Below are 16,771 nucleotides of genomic sequence, written 5' to 3'. Positions count from 1 at the left end.
ACCTATGGAACGCAAGAGTTTGTTGATAACTACAAAAGCGCACTTGCCGAGTTACAAGGGCTTATACTTCCTAAATCAAAAACTGGTAAGCTAGTCGAAGGTTCATTCGCATGGCTCCTTAAACAGTATTTTAATAGCTCCAATTGGCATAACCTCGCTAAAGCCACAAAGAAACAAAGAGAATACACTCTTATGAAAGTGTGCGATACTATAGGTCACATTTCATACCAAGCAATCGAAAAGAAACATATCATAGCCGGTGTTGAACGGCGCAAAGAAACACCAGCAATGGCTAGAGACTTTCTACAATCCCTAAATGGGCTTTTTAAATGGGCAATTGAACAAGGACTTTTGGAAAGCAACCCTACTTTAGGTATCACAAGACCTCCTCTTAAAAATAAAGAGGGCTTTCCCGTTTGGACAGAAGAAGATGTTGAAAAATATTACCAACGCTGGTCACATGGTACCCATGAACGCGTTTGGATTGATGTTCTTTTATATACGGGTCTGCGTCGTGGTGATGCGGTCCGCATTGGCTGGAAAGACGTCAAAGATAATATCATTCACATCAAAACAGAAAAGAGCCAATTTAAAACAGATGTCTTTCTCCCAATTTTGCCAGAATTAGCCAAAACGCTTGAAGTTGGTCCTATTGGAGAAGAAACATTCATTTGTGGTAAACGCGGGAAAAAAATACCCAAAAAAAGCTTCGGAATTACATTTTATAATGCTTGTACCCAAGCAGGTATCAAAAAATCAGCGCATGGCTTAAGAAAATTAGCAGCAACACGCGCAGCTAACTCTGGTGCAACAGTATCACAACTCAAAGCACTCTTTGGCTGGACAAATGACAGTATGGCATCTCTTTATACCAAGAGCGCAGATCGCAAAAAACTCTCCCTTGAATCGATACAAAAGCTCCAAAAAAGTTAGGGATAGAGATAAAAAAACATAATAGAATCAATAAGCACCTAATCCCTTACTACAAATATAACTTTTTGATTTAATTATTATTTGTTACCGTTGCTAGAAATAACAATGAAATAATGAGCTCAAATATTGATGAATGAAACGGAAGGTTTAAATTGAAAATATTAATTCCAGATGACTATCAAAAAGCCACCCTAACATTACAGTCTATTACAAAATTAATGAAATTGCATGAAGTGCTGGTTATAAATAATTTAGCTAAAGAATGTGATTTAGAAGATAAGCTCAAAGAGATAGATATTCTTATCTTAATCAGAGAGCGGACTATAGTTGATAGAAATCTTCTCCTGAAACTGCCAAATTTAAAATTAATCTGCCAAACAGGCCCTATAGGTTCACATATTGATATAGAAACTTGTAGAGACTTAGGAAGTGAAATATTAGACGGTGGTGGAGATCCAACTTCTGCTGCTGAATTTGCGTGGCTCTTAATTATGTCTGCGCGTAGAAAACTCTGTAAATCTGTATCTGATATGAAAAAAGGACGATGGCAAACAACATTTGGCAACCAAATGAAAGGGGCTACTCTTGGAATATTCGGGTTTGGCCGTATTGGTAAAATGGTTGCTCAATATGCTCAAACTTTTGGCATGTCCATTTTGGTTTATGGGAGCGAGCGTTCAACGCAAGAAGCAAAAAATTTAGGTTATCATTTTACGCATTCAAAAGATGAATTTTTTACACGTCCTGACATTATATCCGTCCATTTACGTTTAAGCGATAAAACCAGAGAAATCATAAAATTAGATGATCTATTGAGCATGAAACCTCATGCTATTTTTGTCAACACAGCGCGTTCAGCTTTGGTTGAAAAAGGGGCGATAGAAAAAATACTAAGTTTGGAAAATTCAACTTACTTTGCACTGGATGTTTATGACAGCGAGCCAGTATATGAGAGCAAATTATTGCAATCAGATAGAGTTCTTTGCACACCGCATCTGGGCTATGTGACTGAAGAAAGCTTTGAGAATTATTTTGAAAAAGCTTGCCAAAATATAGCGTCTTTTATAAAGAGCGCTTAATGCCGGCTGAGCCAATGTTTGTAAAATTTATCTTATATCGCTAGCCTATCAAATTTGCACGACACATATTGGCTGGACAGATGACGCCATGTCATCTCTTTACACAAAGAGCGCAGACCGTAAAAAACTCGCTCTTGAAGCTATAAAAAAACTTCAAAAAGATGAGGAATAGAGGCAAAAAAACGTAATAGAATCAATAGCGAATAAAACCCTCACTATTAATATAACTTATTGACTTAATTATTATTGAGTATCCATACGGTGGTATTGAATATTCGGTTGAGTTAAAAAAATAGCATTTTCGCTGCTACCACATAGAATATTGACAATTCTTATGAACAAAAAGGGGTCTATTACCCCTAGACCATATTTAATCTTTGAAAACCTTCCTGTTGATAGACAAATTAATACGTCACCTAATCCTTATAATTTAGATGCGTCTTGTAAAAGTGACTATATTAGCGAAAATTTAATTATGATGTTTTCTGTAGTGATCGGAGAGCCTTATTCAATTAAGTTTGAAGGCGAACATATAGTAAATAATCTGCTTCCTTTAGAGGATAATAAAAAAGATTATACAGAATTAGGATCTGAAGTTGAGTTAGATTTTCATACAGAAAATGCTGCACTAAAATTTATAACGGGTTTAAATTTATCTCTTAAAGGGGATACTTTTATCTGGTGTTCGCAATGATGTTGATGGCCCGTTAACGAGAATAGTCTGATGCACGTCTAGCTTTAAAATTTTTAAGTGAGGAGGATTTGAGGAGCTTAAGGGATAATTTATATATAATTAATGTTCCCTATAGATGGAGAAAAAATGGGGTAACCTCTACAAGTAAAGTGCCCCTAGTTCACAGGGACAGTGAATTCCCTGATATCAGCGCTGTTTTTTATCCTGGCATGTTAGAACCACAGTCAAAAAAGCCAAGGAAGCTTTAGATCATTTTTATGAAGCTATTAAGGCTGTATCTTTTGGAATTGATGTACCACTAAGGAAGATTATTATACATTGATAATAGAATGGCTCTACACTCTAGAGATAAGTTTTTTGGATCATTTGATAGTTATGAAAATCCAATGCGGTGGATTCAAAGAGTGTTTGTGTCTGCAGATTTATGGAATTATAGATATATAGAACAAATAAAAGAAAGAGTATTTAATTTTCAATGTTAATATCCTGATAATGATATGATGTTGAGTATTATTCTGATTTATATATTGATGATACATCTCATATGTATAGGTTTCTCCCGCATAATCAGGTGAGGTTACTACCTAATTATAAGCTATGGTGGCCAATTGATTTTCTATGGCTGCATTTGATCTTTGTTATTTTTGCCCTTCCTTCAAGCCGCTAGGGGGATTCCCCTATCAAGCCCTTGAAAAAGCGATTTGGAGTAATTTCATAATGCGAAACCAAAACATAGTGACAAACTTTTCTATTGTTTTCACAAGTATGACGGTTTGCATGGTTGCCCCCTTCAAGCATAGTGGATTTTTTTCTTGCACGATGGAATCTTTCATATATGAGACAACATAATTAATTTATAACAGATAATTCAATGTATTATCTAAAAAATGCAACGAAATAGCTATTAATGTGAACATATGAATTAAAAAAACAAACATCGCGTACAAATAAATTCAAACATAATTGTGCACACGACTTATAACATTTTTTAGATAAACAAATAATAATACACCCCATGTCTTTAAACAAAGAATGAAAATCATAAAATGATCTCTAAGGATAATAGGAACTCTCCACAAAGAAGAGACAGAGATGAAGACTCCAAAGACTTCATCATCACTATCCTTCACCATTTTGTTAACATATTAATTTTATACAAGAATCTTTCCCTCGGAAGAAATAGCATTTGCAATAGCTTCTTCGCTTGCCTCATCGGGTAATAACATCTCATTATGAGCACATCCCGATGGGATCATAGGAAAACAGTTTTCTAAATGATAAACACGACAATCAAAAAGAACAGGCTTATCACAGTCAATCATCTGCTGAATTTTATCATCAAGTTCATCGGGTTTTGAACAATGAATTCCCACGGCTCCATAAGCTTGTGCCAATTTCACAAAGTCAGGCATAGATTCCGTATAAGAATGAGAAAGACGATTACCATGCAGCAATTGCTGCCACTGGCGAACCATCCCCATATACTGATTATTTAAAATGAAAATTTTTACAGGTGTGTCATGCTGAATAGCTGTTGCAAGCTCTTGAATATTCATCTGAATGGAGGCATCACCAGAAATACACACAACAAGCGCATCAGGATGTGCTATTTGAACACCGATAGCGGCCGGAAGACCATACCCCATCGTTCCAAGACCACCAGAAGTCATCCAATGTTTTGGTTCATCAAAATGATAATACTGTGCTGCCCACATCTGATGCTGTCCGACATCCGTTGTAATATAAGCATTCGCATCTTTGGTAAGAGCATAAAGTCGTTCAAGAGCATATTGCGGCATAATGACATCTTTTTTCTCCGCATATGCCAATGAATTACGAGCTTTCCAACGGTTAATTTGCGTCCACCACGCCTCACGGACTTCACTGTTAAACGCTGGTTGCTGTATTCTTAAGAGTTGCGTCATATCTCCTAAAACACAAGCCACATCACCAATAATTGGAACTTCTGCTTTTACAGTTTTATTGATGGAAGAAGGATCAATATCAATATGAATAATACGCGCATGAGGTGCAAATGCATCAAGGCGCCCCGTGATACGATCATCAAATCGTGCTCCAACAGCTAACATGACATCACAATCATGCATGGCCATATTAGCCTCATAGGTTCCATGCATTCCAAGCATTCCAAGCCAATTTTTACCGGAAGCAGGATAAGCACCAAGTCCCATTAATGTTGAAGTAATCGGAAAATCCCCCAATTGAACCAAATTACGTAAAAGCTGTATAGCTTTCATCCCCGATGAAATAACACCACCACCAGAATAAATAATAGGGCGTTTTGCCTCAACTAAAAGAGAAACGGCAGATTCAATAGCCTTAATATTCCCTTTCAACGATGGAAAAGAATGTAAAGACTCCTGAACTTGAGGTGCTCTATAAAGTCCTGAAGCAAATTGAACATCCTTAGGAATATCAATCAAAACCGGCCCAGGACGACCTGATTGAGCAAGAGCAAAAGCTTCATGAATAATAGCCGCAAGATCATTGACATTTTTAACCAGCCAATTACGCTTCGTACAAGGCTTTGTAATTCCAACTGTATCAGCCTCTTGAAAAGCATTTGTTCCAATTACCGTTGTTGACACCTGCCCAGAAAAACAAATAAGAGGTATCGAATCCATAAGAGCATCTTGCAAAGGTGTCACAGCATTCGTTGCCCCTGGACCAGAAGTCACAAGCATAACCCCTACCTTCCCTGTGCTGCGTGCATAGCCTTCAGCCGCATGCCCTGCAGCTTGTTCATGGCGCACCAAAATATGCTGGAGTGTATCTTGGTGATAAAGAACATCAAAAATAGGCAAAACAGCCCCACCAGGATAACCAAAAATATGTTCAACGCCTTGATCTATAAGAGCCTGAACCACTATTTCAGCGCCCGACATTATTTTTCCATCTGCACTCTCTTGCTTTCTTGGATCATTTCTCATTTTTCCCACTCACCTACTTTATAGGACAATAAAAAAGCCCCTAACGGAGCCCATAAAAAAAGCCCCCAAAGGAGCCCATTACACAACACATACTGTATGATTACCCCCCATTATTCCAACGTATAAAATATATAAAAAATTCCTTGTAGACAGATTTCTAATTCCATTGATACCATTCGTCAATAAAAAATTATATTTTCTAAAAAATTTCTTTTTTACGAATTATCTTTTATCTTTCGAAAGTTTCTTTGCAAGGCTCCAGCTCTTTTATCAAAAAGTAAGCATCCATTCTTCATCAAATTGATTACGAAACCATGTCATTTGTCTTTTTGCATATCTCCTCGTTTGTATTTTCACCGCTTCAAGAGCACTCTCAAAGCTTCTATATCCATCCAAATAAGCCATAAACTCAGGTATACCAATAGCCTTCATTGCTGGTAATGAAGGGGAAAGTTTAAGTTTTTTCATAGCCACCACTTCTTCTAAAGCTCCTCTTTCAATCATAGAATCCAAGCGTTTATGAATACGTTCATAAAGCAAAGGACGTGGTGGCATGAGAAGAATTTTTTCGGTCAAATTCGGCGCAATGAGAGGTGTTGTTTTTTGTTTCTGCCACCAACTGAGCGTCTTACCGGTTGCATCATAAACTTCCAAAGCACGGACAATACGCTGTCTATCATGCGAAGAAATTTTTTCAGCAACAACAGCATCAATCTGCAACAACTGGCGATAAAGACTTTCAGGTCCCTCTTTATCAAGCAGCAAACGCCACTTCTGCCGCACAACATCTGGAACATGAGGGACTTCCGAAATCCCCTCTAAAAGAGCACGAAAATAAAGTCCTGTTCCACCAACAAAAATAACTGATCTTAAAGAAAAAGTAGCCAATAGCTTCTCGACATCATACAACCATTGCCCTACTGAATAGTTCAAAGTAGGACTCACATGACCATAAAGATAATGGGGAACAATCGCGGTGTCAGCCTCCCCCGGCCGTGCCGTTAAAATATTTAAAACATCATAAACCTGCATTGAATCAGTATTAATAATGAGAGCATTCTTTTCTTGAGCCATTTGCAAGGCAAGTTCTGACTTCCCACTTGCCGTTGGCCCTGCTATCAATGTAATTGTTCTTTGTGCCATAAATAGCAATTTCTCCCAATCAATAACTTATTGCAACATACAGACACCCCCAAAGCCACTATCTTCTCTCCATTATCATAGAGTAAATACTTCAAACAAAAATACGAACACAAATTCCCCTTAAGACAAAGCCCCTTATGAAACTTATAAAAAAGAAAAAATAGACTTAAGAACAACACCAAAGGAATTTCCAAGCATTTTTTGCTATCATAATTCAATAACAAACCACAGCTATAATAATTTTGTCCGTTTAGGCCATTAAAAACATACTCTTTGTCATCATTTATGAAAATAATACTGAGCTTAACCTATACAATCAAACAGCTTTATTTTTTCCTATAAAAACAGCATGCTACTCTGATTTATAATAGGAGATTCAGAAATTGTCTTCTTCACGCTCTTTTTTTATAACTATTTTTTCATCCATCACCAAGAAAGGTGTAAATATATATATAACTAATTTAGTCTAATATGATTTTTCTCTGAGAGAGCTTTTTTCAAACTGAAGTGAAAAAACGTTCTCTATAGCACACAAAATACAATCACAAAGTGCTAAAATTCTCACTAGATACAACATTATTTATAATAATAATTGACTTAAATACAAAACATAGATCTCCTATGTACTATTTTAAAGCCTAAGCTGTTGCAAAGTTGGAAATCTAGCAAATCTATGATGGTAGCAACTTGTACTTTTATTTAACGCAAAAATAGAGCTGCCCAATGAATTTTATATTGCACACCCCATGCTCTCTATCGTGAAATGAATTTGAGAAATATTGGACATCACATGCCTAGCTTGCAAAATATCCCATATACTAAGGCTGATAAAAAACAAAAAATAATTTTTAAGGATCAATCCATTAGGAGCGTTACGAACCGTAACTCTCCATCTGGACGCGCTACAATAAATAGAGCATTTTTGCGTCCAGCTTCACGTAATTTATGAATACGTTTTTTAGCCTCATCAATTGTTGTGATAGAACTCTGATTGATATCAACAATCACTTCACCAACGCGAATACGCTTTTTATCCGCTGCACTATTTTGTGCAACAGATGTCACCACTAGTCCTCGAAGTTTATCTGAAATTGAATAACGATGACGCAAATCCTCCGTCAGTTCAGATAACGTCATTCCCATAAATTGCATTGTCACGTTTTTCGACAGATCTTGATTTTTTTTATCATCAACTTCTTCTTCTGTATCTTCATTTGGATCTGTTTCAATCAAACGTCCAAGCTTAACTTTTACTGTTTCTTCTTGCCCATTCCGTAAAACAGTAACATCCACCACCTTTCCTTCTGAACTTTCTGCAACTAAACGCGGCAAATCACGTGCATGCTTAATTTTGGAATTACCAAAAGAAAGAATAACATCTCCAGTTTGTAACTGGCTATTATCTACATTATTTTCTTCCGTCTGTTCTATTTTACCAGCCACCAATGCTCCCACAGCATTGTCCAATTTTAAACTTTTTGCAATATCCTCTGTTACCGGCTGAATACGAATAGCCAACCAACCACGTCTTATTTCTCCAAAATCACGCAATTGATTAATAACAGAAAGAGCCATATCCGATGGAATAGCAAATCCAATACCGATAGATCCTCCCGAAGGTGAAACAATTGCTGTATTAATGCCAATGACTTCACCATTTCTATCAAATAACGGACCACCAGAATTGCCCCGATTAATTGCTGCATCTGTTTGAATAAAATTATCATAGGGACCAGCATTAAGATCACGGTTACGCGCAGAAATAATACCAACCGTCACACTTCCACCAAAACCATAAGGATTACCAATAGCCATAACCCAGTCACCAATACGTGCTTTTTCTGAGTCACCAAAACGCACAGCTTTTAATTTTTTACTTCCTGCATCGACTTGAAGCAACGCCAAATCAGTTTTGCTATCCTTTCCAAGAAGCTTTGCCTTTAGTTTTGTACCATCCGTAAAATTAACTTCAATATCATCAGCATCAACAATAACATGATAATTTGTAACAATAATCCCCTTTTGCGCATCAATCACAAAACCAGACCCTAAAGAACGCACCTTTTGAAATTGACTATCTTTTTGAGCATCCTTGGGTGTAAAAAAATCACTAAAATATTCCTCCAGCAATGAATCTTTTGGGATAACGGGTACCGAGGTATTTTCATCCTGTTCTGTTCCTTCAACAGTCTGTGCCGTGGAAATATTCACAACTGTTTCCAAAAGCTCAGAAGCTAAATCAGGAATAGAAAGCAATGCCTCGCTTGTCTCTGCTCCCCAAGACAAACCTGACCCTGATAGAAACAAAGTCACACAAAAAACAACTCTTGTGATAAAAAACTTTAAAAACGTATTTTTACTCACGACACTTCTATCCATGACATGCCTTTAATCAAAGATGCAAAGAGCCCCACTAAATTTATCTACATAAAACCAGCACGGCTCGATACTCTCTACCACTTTTACCATAAAAGAAAATGGTCACAGATCATTCTTTTCATGCAAAATCTCGTATCTGCAATCCATTATTTTATCTATTCTCTCCCGATTTTGGATCAGTTTTACTAATGCCAGTATTCATTGTCGGTAAGAATGCTTTATTTGCCTGCGGCGGATTACGAAAATAGAAAAAGAAATCCTCATTTGGAGAAATCACCATCGGTGTTTTCTCTAAATTCTTGTATTGTTCCATCGCCAACCAAAAATCGTAAAAAGACGGACTAGCCTCCCTCGCATTCAATAAAAGACGAATACTTTCAGCCTGACCTTCACCACGAGTAATTTCAGCATCACGCTTTGCCGCTGCTACAATTTCTTCATATTCACGATTAGCTTCTGCTACAATACGATCTCGCTCTTGTTGACCACGAGCACGGATATTTTCCGCAGCAGCTTCACGTTCAGCTGCCATTTGCCGATAGACATCTTCTGAAACAGCATCAGTCAAATCGGTTTTACGAATACGCACATCAACAATGGTAATACCCAACGAACCTGCATCTACAGAAAATTGCTTCTGTACTTCAGCCATCATCGCGCCTCGTTCATCCGATAAGGCTGCTTTAAATTCTCGCTTACCATAAACAGCGCGCAAAGCGTCAATAAACCGTGGTGCAAGGTTTTCACGTGCCGCAATTTGTGGACGCCCAGAAGCAATGCGCTGTAAAAACAACTTAGGATCTGTAATACGGTAAATAAAGAACGCATCCACCTCATAATACGCACCACCACGAACCTGTACAGATTGTGTAGGAACATCGTAACGCAATAACCGATTATCAACAATGATCATCTTATCGATAAAGGGCGCCTTGAAATAGATTCCAGGATTAGATTCTACCTGAACAATTTGTCCAAAACGCTTAATTGCTACTTGTTGACGAGGATAGACGATAAATACGGACATCCACAAAATCATCAAAACAAACACTATAGCACTAAAAACAAACAAAAAGCGAGATTGCTGCATAATTAATCTCCTCCAGAAATACGAGAATCTAAGAGTAACGCAGGACGCGCTGATGTTGCCTTTACTTTTTCCGATGACTTGCTACGCAACAATTCGTTCAAAGGTAAATAAGGCACCGCTGGAGAATTTGCCTGATCAAGAACCAGCTTATTTGGTGAAGAAAGAATCCGCCCCATCGTCTCCATATAGAGACGATAGCGAGCAGCTTCTGGTGAAATCGCAGCCTCACGAGCTATCGCCTGAAAACGTTCAGCACGCCCTGTTGCCTCTTCAACCATTTGTGCCTTTTCACCTTTTGCGATTTCCCGTGTGCGTGAAGCTTCACCATTTGCTAAACCAATTTTCGTAAAACGCACACGATTCCCCTCTTCAATCATTCTTCCACGTTCCTGCTCCGCCTGCTGAACAGAATTAAACGCAGCAGCAACCTTTGTCGGAGGAGCAGCTTCACTGATAGACACACGGCTTATTTCAACACCAAGTTGATATTTATCTACAGTCAACTGAATAATCTTTCTGACGTCATTAGCAACTTCTTCTTTCTTGTCACGTAAAACATCATCAACCGGCCGCGAACCAATGACCTCACGCATTGCACTCTCAGCAACTTGGCGGACTGTTCCCTCTTGATCATTCACATTGAATAAAAACTGACTAGGGTATGAAATCCGATAGTAAACGGAAAAATTAACATTAACGATATTCTGATCACTTGAAAGCATTAAGCCATCACTTTGTTGCGCCTGACCAGGCTTCCCACCAATCGCAATTGTTTTTTCCGTTAAAGGTACTTTCATATAGGTCTCAATTGGCCAAAAATGAAAATGCAACCCATCACCAATAATGCCTTCTTTAGGGATGCCAAAGCGCAACTCTACCGCTTGTTCATTTTGCTGAACAATATAAATTGACTGGTATAGCCAAAAAAACACAATAAGCAGAAGGAATAAAACAGAAAAACTGCTTCTCCCGAATTGTTTAAACTGATCCTGCCCTTTGCGCAAAATATCATTAAGATTAGGACCATTTTCGCCACCATTACCGCCACCAGAACCAAAGAGATTCTTAGCTGGTGTTTTTTTGTCACCACTGTTTTTATCGCCACTCCACGGGCCACCACCATTTTGATTTGTCCAGGGCATTATCACCTCTTTAACTGATTACCACTACTCGAACACCAACCATTTGCTTGATCTTATAGGGTGTCTCTTACCTCATTACAATACAACTGATAACCCCTTCCACTTCATATTACAAAAAATTATTTCCGCTCATAAACAACAAAACGTGTCGGATGACTATCTTTATCCCCTTTTGGAATATCTTGTGTTTGCACAATAGTCCACTTTTCTTTATCAAAAACAGGAAAAAAACTATCACCTTCTATAGAAGCTAAAACTTCTGTAAGAAATATTTTATCAGCCATATGCAACCCTTGTTGAAAAATTGCACCACCACCAATAATAAAAATTTCCTCTACATCATTTTGAGACGCAACGCTTGTTGCAAGAGAACAAGCTTGCGATAAAGAGTGAGCAACAACAGCCCCCTCAGCACAAAAGGTACAATCACGCGTAATGACGATATTTGTACGCCCTGATAAAGGTCTCCCGATAGAATCCCAAGTTTTTCTTCCCATAATAATGGGCTTACGCAACGTCAAAGCTTTAAAGCGTTGCAAATCCGTCGATAAATGCCACGGCATTGCACCTTCACGACCGATAACACCATTTTCTGCAACAGCAGCAATTAAACAAATGGAAATCGTCATATTGCTACCGGCGCTTTAATATGAGGTTGTGCTTCATAATTAAGCAACTCAAAATCCTCAAATTGAAAAGAAAAAAGATCTGTTACCGCTGGATTTATGCGCATACATGGCAAAGCATTTGGTATACGAGACAATTGATATTTTGCCTGTTCAAAATGATTAGAATAAAGATGAGCATCTCCCAGAGTATGAATAAAATCGCCTACTTTAAGACCGCTTACTTGCGCAATCATCATCGTTAGCAATGCGTAGGATGCAATATTGAATGGAATACCTAAGAAAATATCCGCCGAACGCTGATAAAGTTGACAAGATAATTTACCCTCCGCAATGTAAAATTGAAAAAGACAATGACACGGAGGTAACGCCATTTCCTCTATTAATGCAGGATTCCAAGCTGATACAATCAAGCGACGAGAATCTGGCGTTTCCTTAATCATCGTTAAAAGATTGTTAATTTGATCAATATGGCGTCCATCAGGAGCAGGCCAAGAACGCCACTGATAACCATAAACAGGACCAAGATTTCCCTTTTCATCAGCCCATTCGTCCCAAATCGACACACCATGCTCTTTCAACCAAGCGATATTTGTATCGCCTTTAAGAAACCACAAAAGCTCATAAATAATTGAACGTAAGTGTAGCTTCTTTGTTGTCAACAACGGAAATCCTGCTTGTAAATCAAAGCGCATCTGATACCCAAAGATAGATCGCGTGCCAACACCCGTTCGATCTGTCCGATCAATACCCTGATTTAAAACATGAGATAAAAGAGCAAGATATGACTTCATAGGGCTATTATGTCCGATTCTTCTCATTATAGAAAATAAAAACTGTAAAATCCGTACAAACATAATTCAAATCTTTTTCCAAAAACATCTTACACAAGAAATTATCATGATCTGACTAAATTTTTGATGCAAAAGATAAAATACTATAGACAGCTTCTAAAAAAATGACATAAATGAACAAAGATGGATAAACATCAAATAAAGGGATCGACTATGGAAAAACAAGAAGCTTTAAAACCACATGATACAAGAAAACGTATCTGGGCTATCGTGTCCAGTGCATCAGGTAATCTAGTAGAATGGTATGACTTTTATGTTTATTCCTTTACATCTATTTATTTTGCATCACAATTCTTTCCCTCAGATGGCAATGTCGTTACGCAACTTTTAAAAGCGGCTGGTGTCTTTGCTATTGGTTTTCTTATGCGCCCAATCGGCGGATGGCTTTTTGGCTTCATTGCCGATCGTTACGGACGCAAACGCTCAATGCTTATCTCTGTTTTTATGATGTGTGGTGGTTCGTTCTTAATCGCCCTACTTCCTACCTATGAAACCATTGGAGTGGCAGCAGGAATTCTTTTACTTTTACTCAGAATGCTTCAGGGGCTTTCTGTCGGTGGTGAATATGGTACAACAGCAACTTATATGAGCGAAATCGCCCTCAAAAATCGCCGCGGATTTTTTAGCTCTTTCCAATATACCACACTGATTGGTGGTCAACTTCTAGCCAGTCTCGTTATATTCATTTTAGCGCTTTATCTCACCGAAGATCAGCTAAAAGCGTGGGGCTGGCGTATTCCATTTGCTATTGGTGGATGCGGCGCAATTGTTGCGATTTATCTACGCCGCACACTCCATGAGACAACGACCAAAGAAAGTCGTTCTAGTGCACAAGCTGGTAGTATTAGGGGACTTCTGAGCAACCACCGAAAAGCTTTTTTTCTAGTTATCGGCTTTACCGCTGGAGGATCGCTCACATTTTACACCTATACGACTTACATGCAGAAATATCTGATCACAACCACCGGCTTTGATAAACATACAGCCACAACTATAATGACTGCTGCACTCTTTGTTTTCATGTTACTCCAACCCCTCTTTGGTTCTCTCGCAGATAAAATTGGAACAAGAACTTCTCTCCTTATTTGGAGTGTCTTATCTATTATCTTTACCATTCCTGGACTTAATATGATTGGTAATACTGATAGTACATGGATTGCTTTATCAGTCATTACTGGAATGCTCTGCATTATGAGCTTTTATACATCTATCTCTGGCATTGTAAAATCAGAAATGTTTCCCGCTTCAGTACGAGCGATAGGAGTTGGGCTCTCTTATGCTATTGCCAACGCACTGTTTGGCGGTTCTGCTGAATATGTCGCGCTTGGATTAAAAGATCTTGGATATGAATCTGTCTTCTATTTTTATATAACCGGCATGATGATTATTGCATTCATTGCTGTTCTCTTAATGCCAGATGCTCGCAAAAAAGGGTATTTACAAGGAGACGATATTCATTAACCTTTAATGTTAACAAACAAGGGTTTCAACAAAAAAAGCAAAGCCCAGTATTCTGGGCTTTTTTATATTCTTTCCAATAGAAGTTTAAAGCTCACAGTTTTTTATCCCTTCAAACACTCTAAAGAAGCAATGTTCCCTCCTACACACGCCGCTTATAAAAACAAATGGCTTCATATTATTATGTAATAAATACTTCTTTTGCTGAATTTAATTCACTGAAGATAAAAAACTTTTGATTTATTTTAATATTCCCATTCCCACTCAACGTTGAAGAAAAGTGATTATCTTTCAAGAAATTTTATCAATAATAAAGATTACACTCATGATTTTGTTTAATACGTTCTTAATAGTACCCCCTCATGCAAAACAAATCCTTTCATGAAAAATAGAAAATACCATTATATTATGAATTCGCACACTTTTTTGAGAAACATTTCTCAATGCACCCAACTCCATTTCACAACGGCACCCGTGAATGACATAACGTAAAAGCCCCGTAAAGTATAAACATGGGCATCACTCTCTTTACACTTAATAAAAGTGCAAGCCGCTATCATTATACTATTGAGGAACTCTTAATATTGTACTCCCCCTTAACACTTAAGATCATTCCTAAAAAGTATTTTAACTGATACACCAACCTCGCATGCAATAGTCAATAACATCATTTTACGAAACAACATCAAGCATATAAACTAAAGAGTATCATATCTTCATAAGCACTCTGCATATGCAAATAATTCACAATCAAACAAAAAATAATATTTCCTTAAGGATAGTAAAAAGCGCATAATTTACGCAATATAACAACACCATAAGCCCAAAACAGCACTGATAGCTCTAGAAAAAATCTTTATGTTTCCCTGAAAAATTATCATGGTACAATGGCGTTTTTATAATGCACATCGTAAATAGCTTTAAAAAGAAGAAAAGTTATAAATCTAAAAGGGGAATACTTCATGAATAATCAAACAACTTTAGACCCACATGATACAAGGAAACGTATTTTTGCTATCATGTCCAGCGCATCAGGAAATCTGGTAGAATGGTACGACTTCTATGCTTACTCCTTTGCATCGGTTTATTTTGCCTCACAATTTTTTCCTGAAGATGAAGATATCGTTACACAACTGTTAAAAACAGCAGGAATCTTTTTTATTGGCTTTCTTATGCGTCCAATTGGAGCATGGCTCTTTGGATTCATTGCGGATCGTTATGGACGTAAACGCTCAATGCTTATTTCTGTTTTTATGATGTGTGGTGGCTCTTTTCTCATTGCCATACTTCCTACTTATAAAACCTTGGGAATAACAGCAGCATTCCTTCTCCTTTTTGTCCGTATGTTTCAAGGACTTTCCGTTGGAGGTGAATATGGTACAGCAGCAACTTATATGAGCGAAGTTGCACCCCAAAATCGTCGCGGGCTCTTTGCTTCTTTTCAATATGCAACAACGATCTCAGGTCAACTTCTCGCAAGTTTTATAATATTTATTTTAGCCCTTTACCTTACTGAAGATCAGTTAAAAGCGTGGGGATGGCGTATTCCTTTTGTGATTGGTGGCTTTGGAGCAATCGTTGCAATTTATCTGCGTAGTTTGCTCCATGAAACAACAACCCACAAAAGCCGCTCTGAAAAACATGCTGGTAGTCTTCGAGAACTTTTTCGCAATCATAAAAAAGCTTTCTTTTTGGTTGTTGGCTTTACAGCTGGTGGATCACTCACATTTTATACATACACTACTTATATGCAAAAATATCTGATCACAACCACCGGCTTTGATAAACAAACTGCAACAACGATAATGACTGCCGCCCTCTTTATTTTTGTGCTACTCCAACCCCTTTTTGGTTCCCTAGCCGATAAAATTGGAGCAAGAGCTTCACTCATTAGTTGGGGGCTATTATCCATTATCTGCACTATCCCTGTACTTAAAATGATCGGTAATGCCCATAATCCATGGACAGCACTCTTAATCATTATTGGAATACTCTGTGTTATGAGTTTTTATACGTCCATTGCTGGTATCATAAAAGCAGAATTGTTCCCTGCTTCAATCCGAGCAATTGGTGTTGGATTTGCTTTTGCCATTGGCAACGCACTCTTTGGCGGTTCTGCCGAATATGTAGCGCTTGGATTAAAAAATATGGGATACGAATCTGTTTTCTTTTTTTACATAGTTGGTATGATGGTCATTGCACTCATCTCTATTCTTCTTATGCCCGATATAGATAAAGGAGGATATCTCGATAAAGACGATAGACTTCATTAAACTTATTTTCTGGATAAAAAAAAGCCCAAGAAATTGGGCTTTTTTTATCTCCTCTCCATCCTAACAAAGAACGAAAATTCTGCCCCGCATTCGTCTTACAAACAACTCAGTTTCTCTTAAATTGTCTATAGTTACTGCCCACTTTATGT

The 16,771-nt window shown here is 37.7% G+C and carries 12 protein-coding genes and 1 pseudogene; 6 read left to right on the top strand and 7 right to left on the bottom strand.

Translation table 11 applies throughout. The features are described 5' to 3' along the window. The 4 genes and pseudogenes from ACFILL_RS06140 to ACFILL_RS06125 form a co-directional block, all read left to right on the top strand. The coding region (locus ACFILL_RS06140) for a tyrosine-type recombinase/integrase (protein WP_375637644.1) at positions 1–933 on the top strand (933 nt) is incomplete at its 5' end. A 152-nt stretch (positions 934–1,085) separates the two neighbouring features. Then, a complete protein-coding gene (locus ACFILL_RS06135; protein ID WP_375643465.1) occupies positions 1,086–2,012 on the top strand; it encodes a D-2-hydroxyacid dehydrogenase family protein in 927 nt (308 codons plus the stop codon). 70 nt (positions 2,013–2,082) lie between these two features. Further along, positions 2,083–2,184: pseudogene (locus ACFILL_RS06130) on the top strand (integrase); the annotation flags it as partial. A 162-nt stretch (positions 2,185–2,346) separates the two neighbouring features. Continuing rightward, the gene (locus tag ACFILL_RS06125; protein WP_375637646.1) at positions 2,347–2,706 is read left to right on the top strand and encodes a hypothetical protein; all 360 of its coding nucleotides are present in this window, start codon (positions 2,347–2,349) and stop codon (positions 2,704–2,706) included. A gap of 1,151 nt (positions 2,707–3,857) precedes the next feature. Here ACFILL_RS06125 and ACFILL_RS06120 read toward each other — a convergent pair. The 7 genes from ACFILL_RS06120 to ACFILL_RS06090 form a co-directional block, all read right to left on the bottom strand. Beyond that, positions 3,858–5,657, bottom strand: coding sequence for an acetolactate synthase 3 large subunit (locus ACFILL_RS06120; RefSeq protein ID WP_375643464.1), 1,800 nt, complete (start codon positions 5,655–5,657; stop codon positions 3,858–3,860). A 270-nt stretch (positions 5,658–5,927) separates the two neighbouring features. Beyond that, positions 5,928–6,800: a tRNA (adenosine(37)-N6)-dimethylallyltransferase MiaA gene (gene miaA, locus ACFILL_RS06115; RefSeq protein ID WP_375643463.1), complete on the bottom strand. Its 873-nt coding sequence runs from the start codon at positions 6,798–6,800 to the stop codon at positions 5,928–5,930. Positions 6,801–7,655: 855 nt separating this feature from the next. Beyond that, positions 7,656–9,179: a Do family serine endopeptidase gene (locus tag ACFILL_RS06110; protein ID WP_273790754.1), complete on the bottom strand. Its 1,524-nt coding sequence runs from the start codon at positions 9,177–9,179 to the stop codon at positions 7,656–7,658. A 151-nt stretch (positions 9,180–9,330) separates the two neighbouring features. Continuing rightward, positions 9,331–10,269 (bottom strand): protease modulator HflC, encoded by a 939-nt coding sequence (gene hflC, locus ACFILL_RS06105; RefSeq protein WP_375631164.1) that lies wholly within the window; start codon positions 10,267–10,269, stop codon positions 9,331–9,333. A 2-nt stretch (positions 10,270–10,271) separates the two neighbouring features. Then, complete coding sequence (gene hflK, locus ACFILL_RS06100; protein ID WP_273790756.1) at positions 10,272–11,411, bottom strand: FtsH protease activity modulator HflK; 1,140 nt, start codon at positions 11,409–11,411, stop codon at positions 10,272–10,274. A 119-nt stretch (positions 11,412–11,530) separates the two neighbouring features. After that, the gene (locus ACFILL_RS06095; RefSeq protein WP_273790757.1) at positions 11,531–12,040 is read right to left on the bottom strand and encodes a dihydrofolate reductase; all 510 of its coding nucleotides are present in this window, start codon (positions 12,038–12,040) and stop codon (positions 11,531–11,533) included. Then, a complete protein-coding gene (locus ACFILL_RS06090; RefSeq protein ID WP_273790824.1) occupies positions 12,037–12,831 on the bottom strand; it encodes a thymidylate synthase in 795 nt (264 codons plus the stop codon). The genes ACFILL_RS06095 and ACFILL_RS06090 overlap by 4 nt, the downstream gene beginning before the upstream one ends. Before the next feature lie 213 nt (positions 12,832–13,044). On the opposite strand from ACFILL_RS06090, the gene ACFILL_RS06085 reads away from it, so the two are divergent. Next, on the top strand, positions 13,045–14,352 hold the full coding sequence (locus ACFILL_RS06085; RefSeq protein ID WP_375643461.1) for an MFS family transporter: 1,308 nt from the start codon (positions 13,045–13,047) through the stop codon (positions 14,350–14,352). Between the two features lie 959 nt (positions 14,353–15,311). Continuing rightward, on the top strand, positions 15,312–16,622 hold the full coding sequence (locus ACFILL_RS06080; protein ID WP_375643460.1) for an MFS family transporter: 1,311 nt from the start codon (positions 15,312–15,314) through the stop codon (positions 16,620–16,622). Positions 16,623–16,771: the final 149 nt, after the last annotated feature.

The organism is Bartonella sp. AP20NXHL (genome assembly GCF_042196165.1).
Classification (GTDB): domain Bacteria; phylum Pseudomonadota; class Alphaproteobacteria; order Rhizobiales; family Rhizobiaceae; genus Bartonella.
Note: the sequence above shows the minus strand (reverse complement) of the source record. Positions and strands in the feature narration are given on the sequence as shown.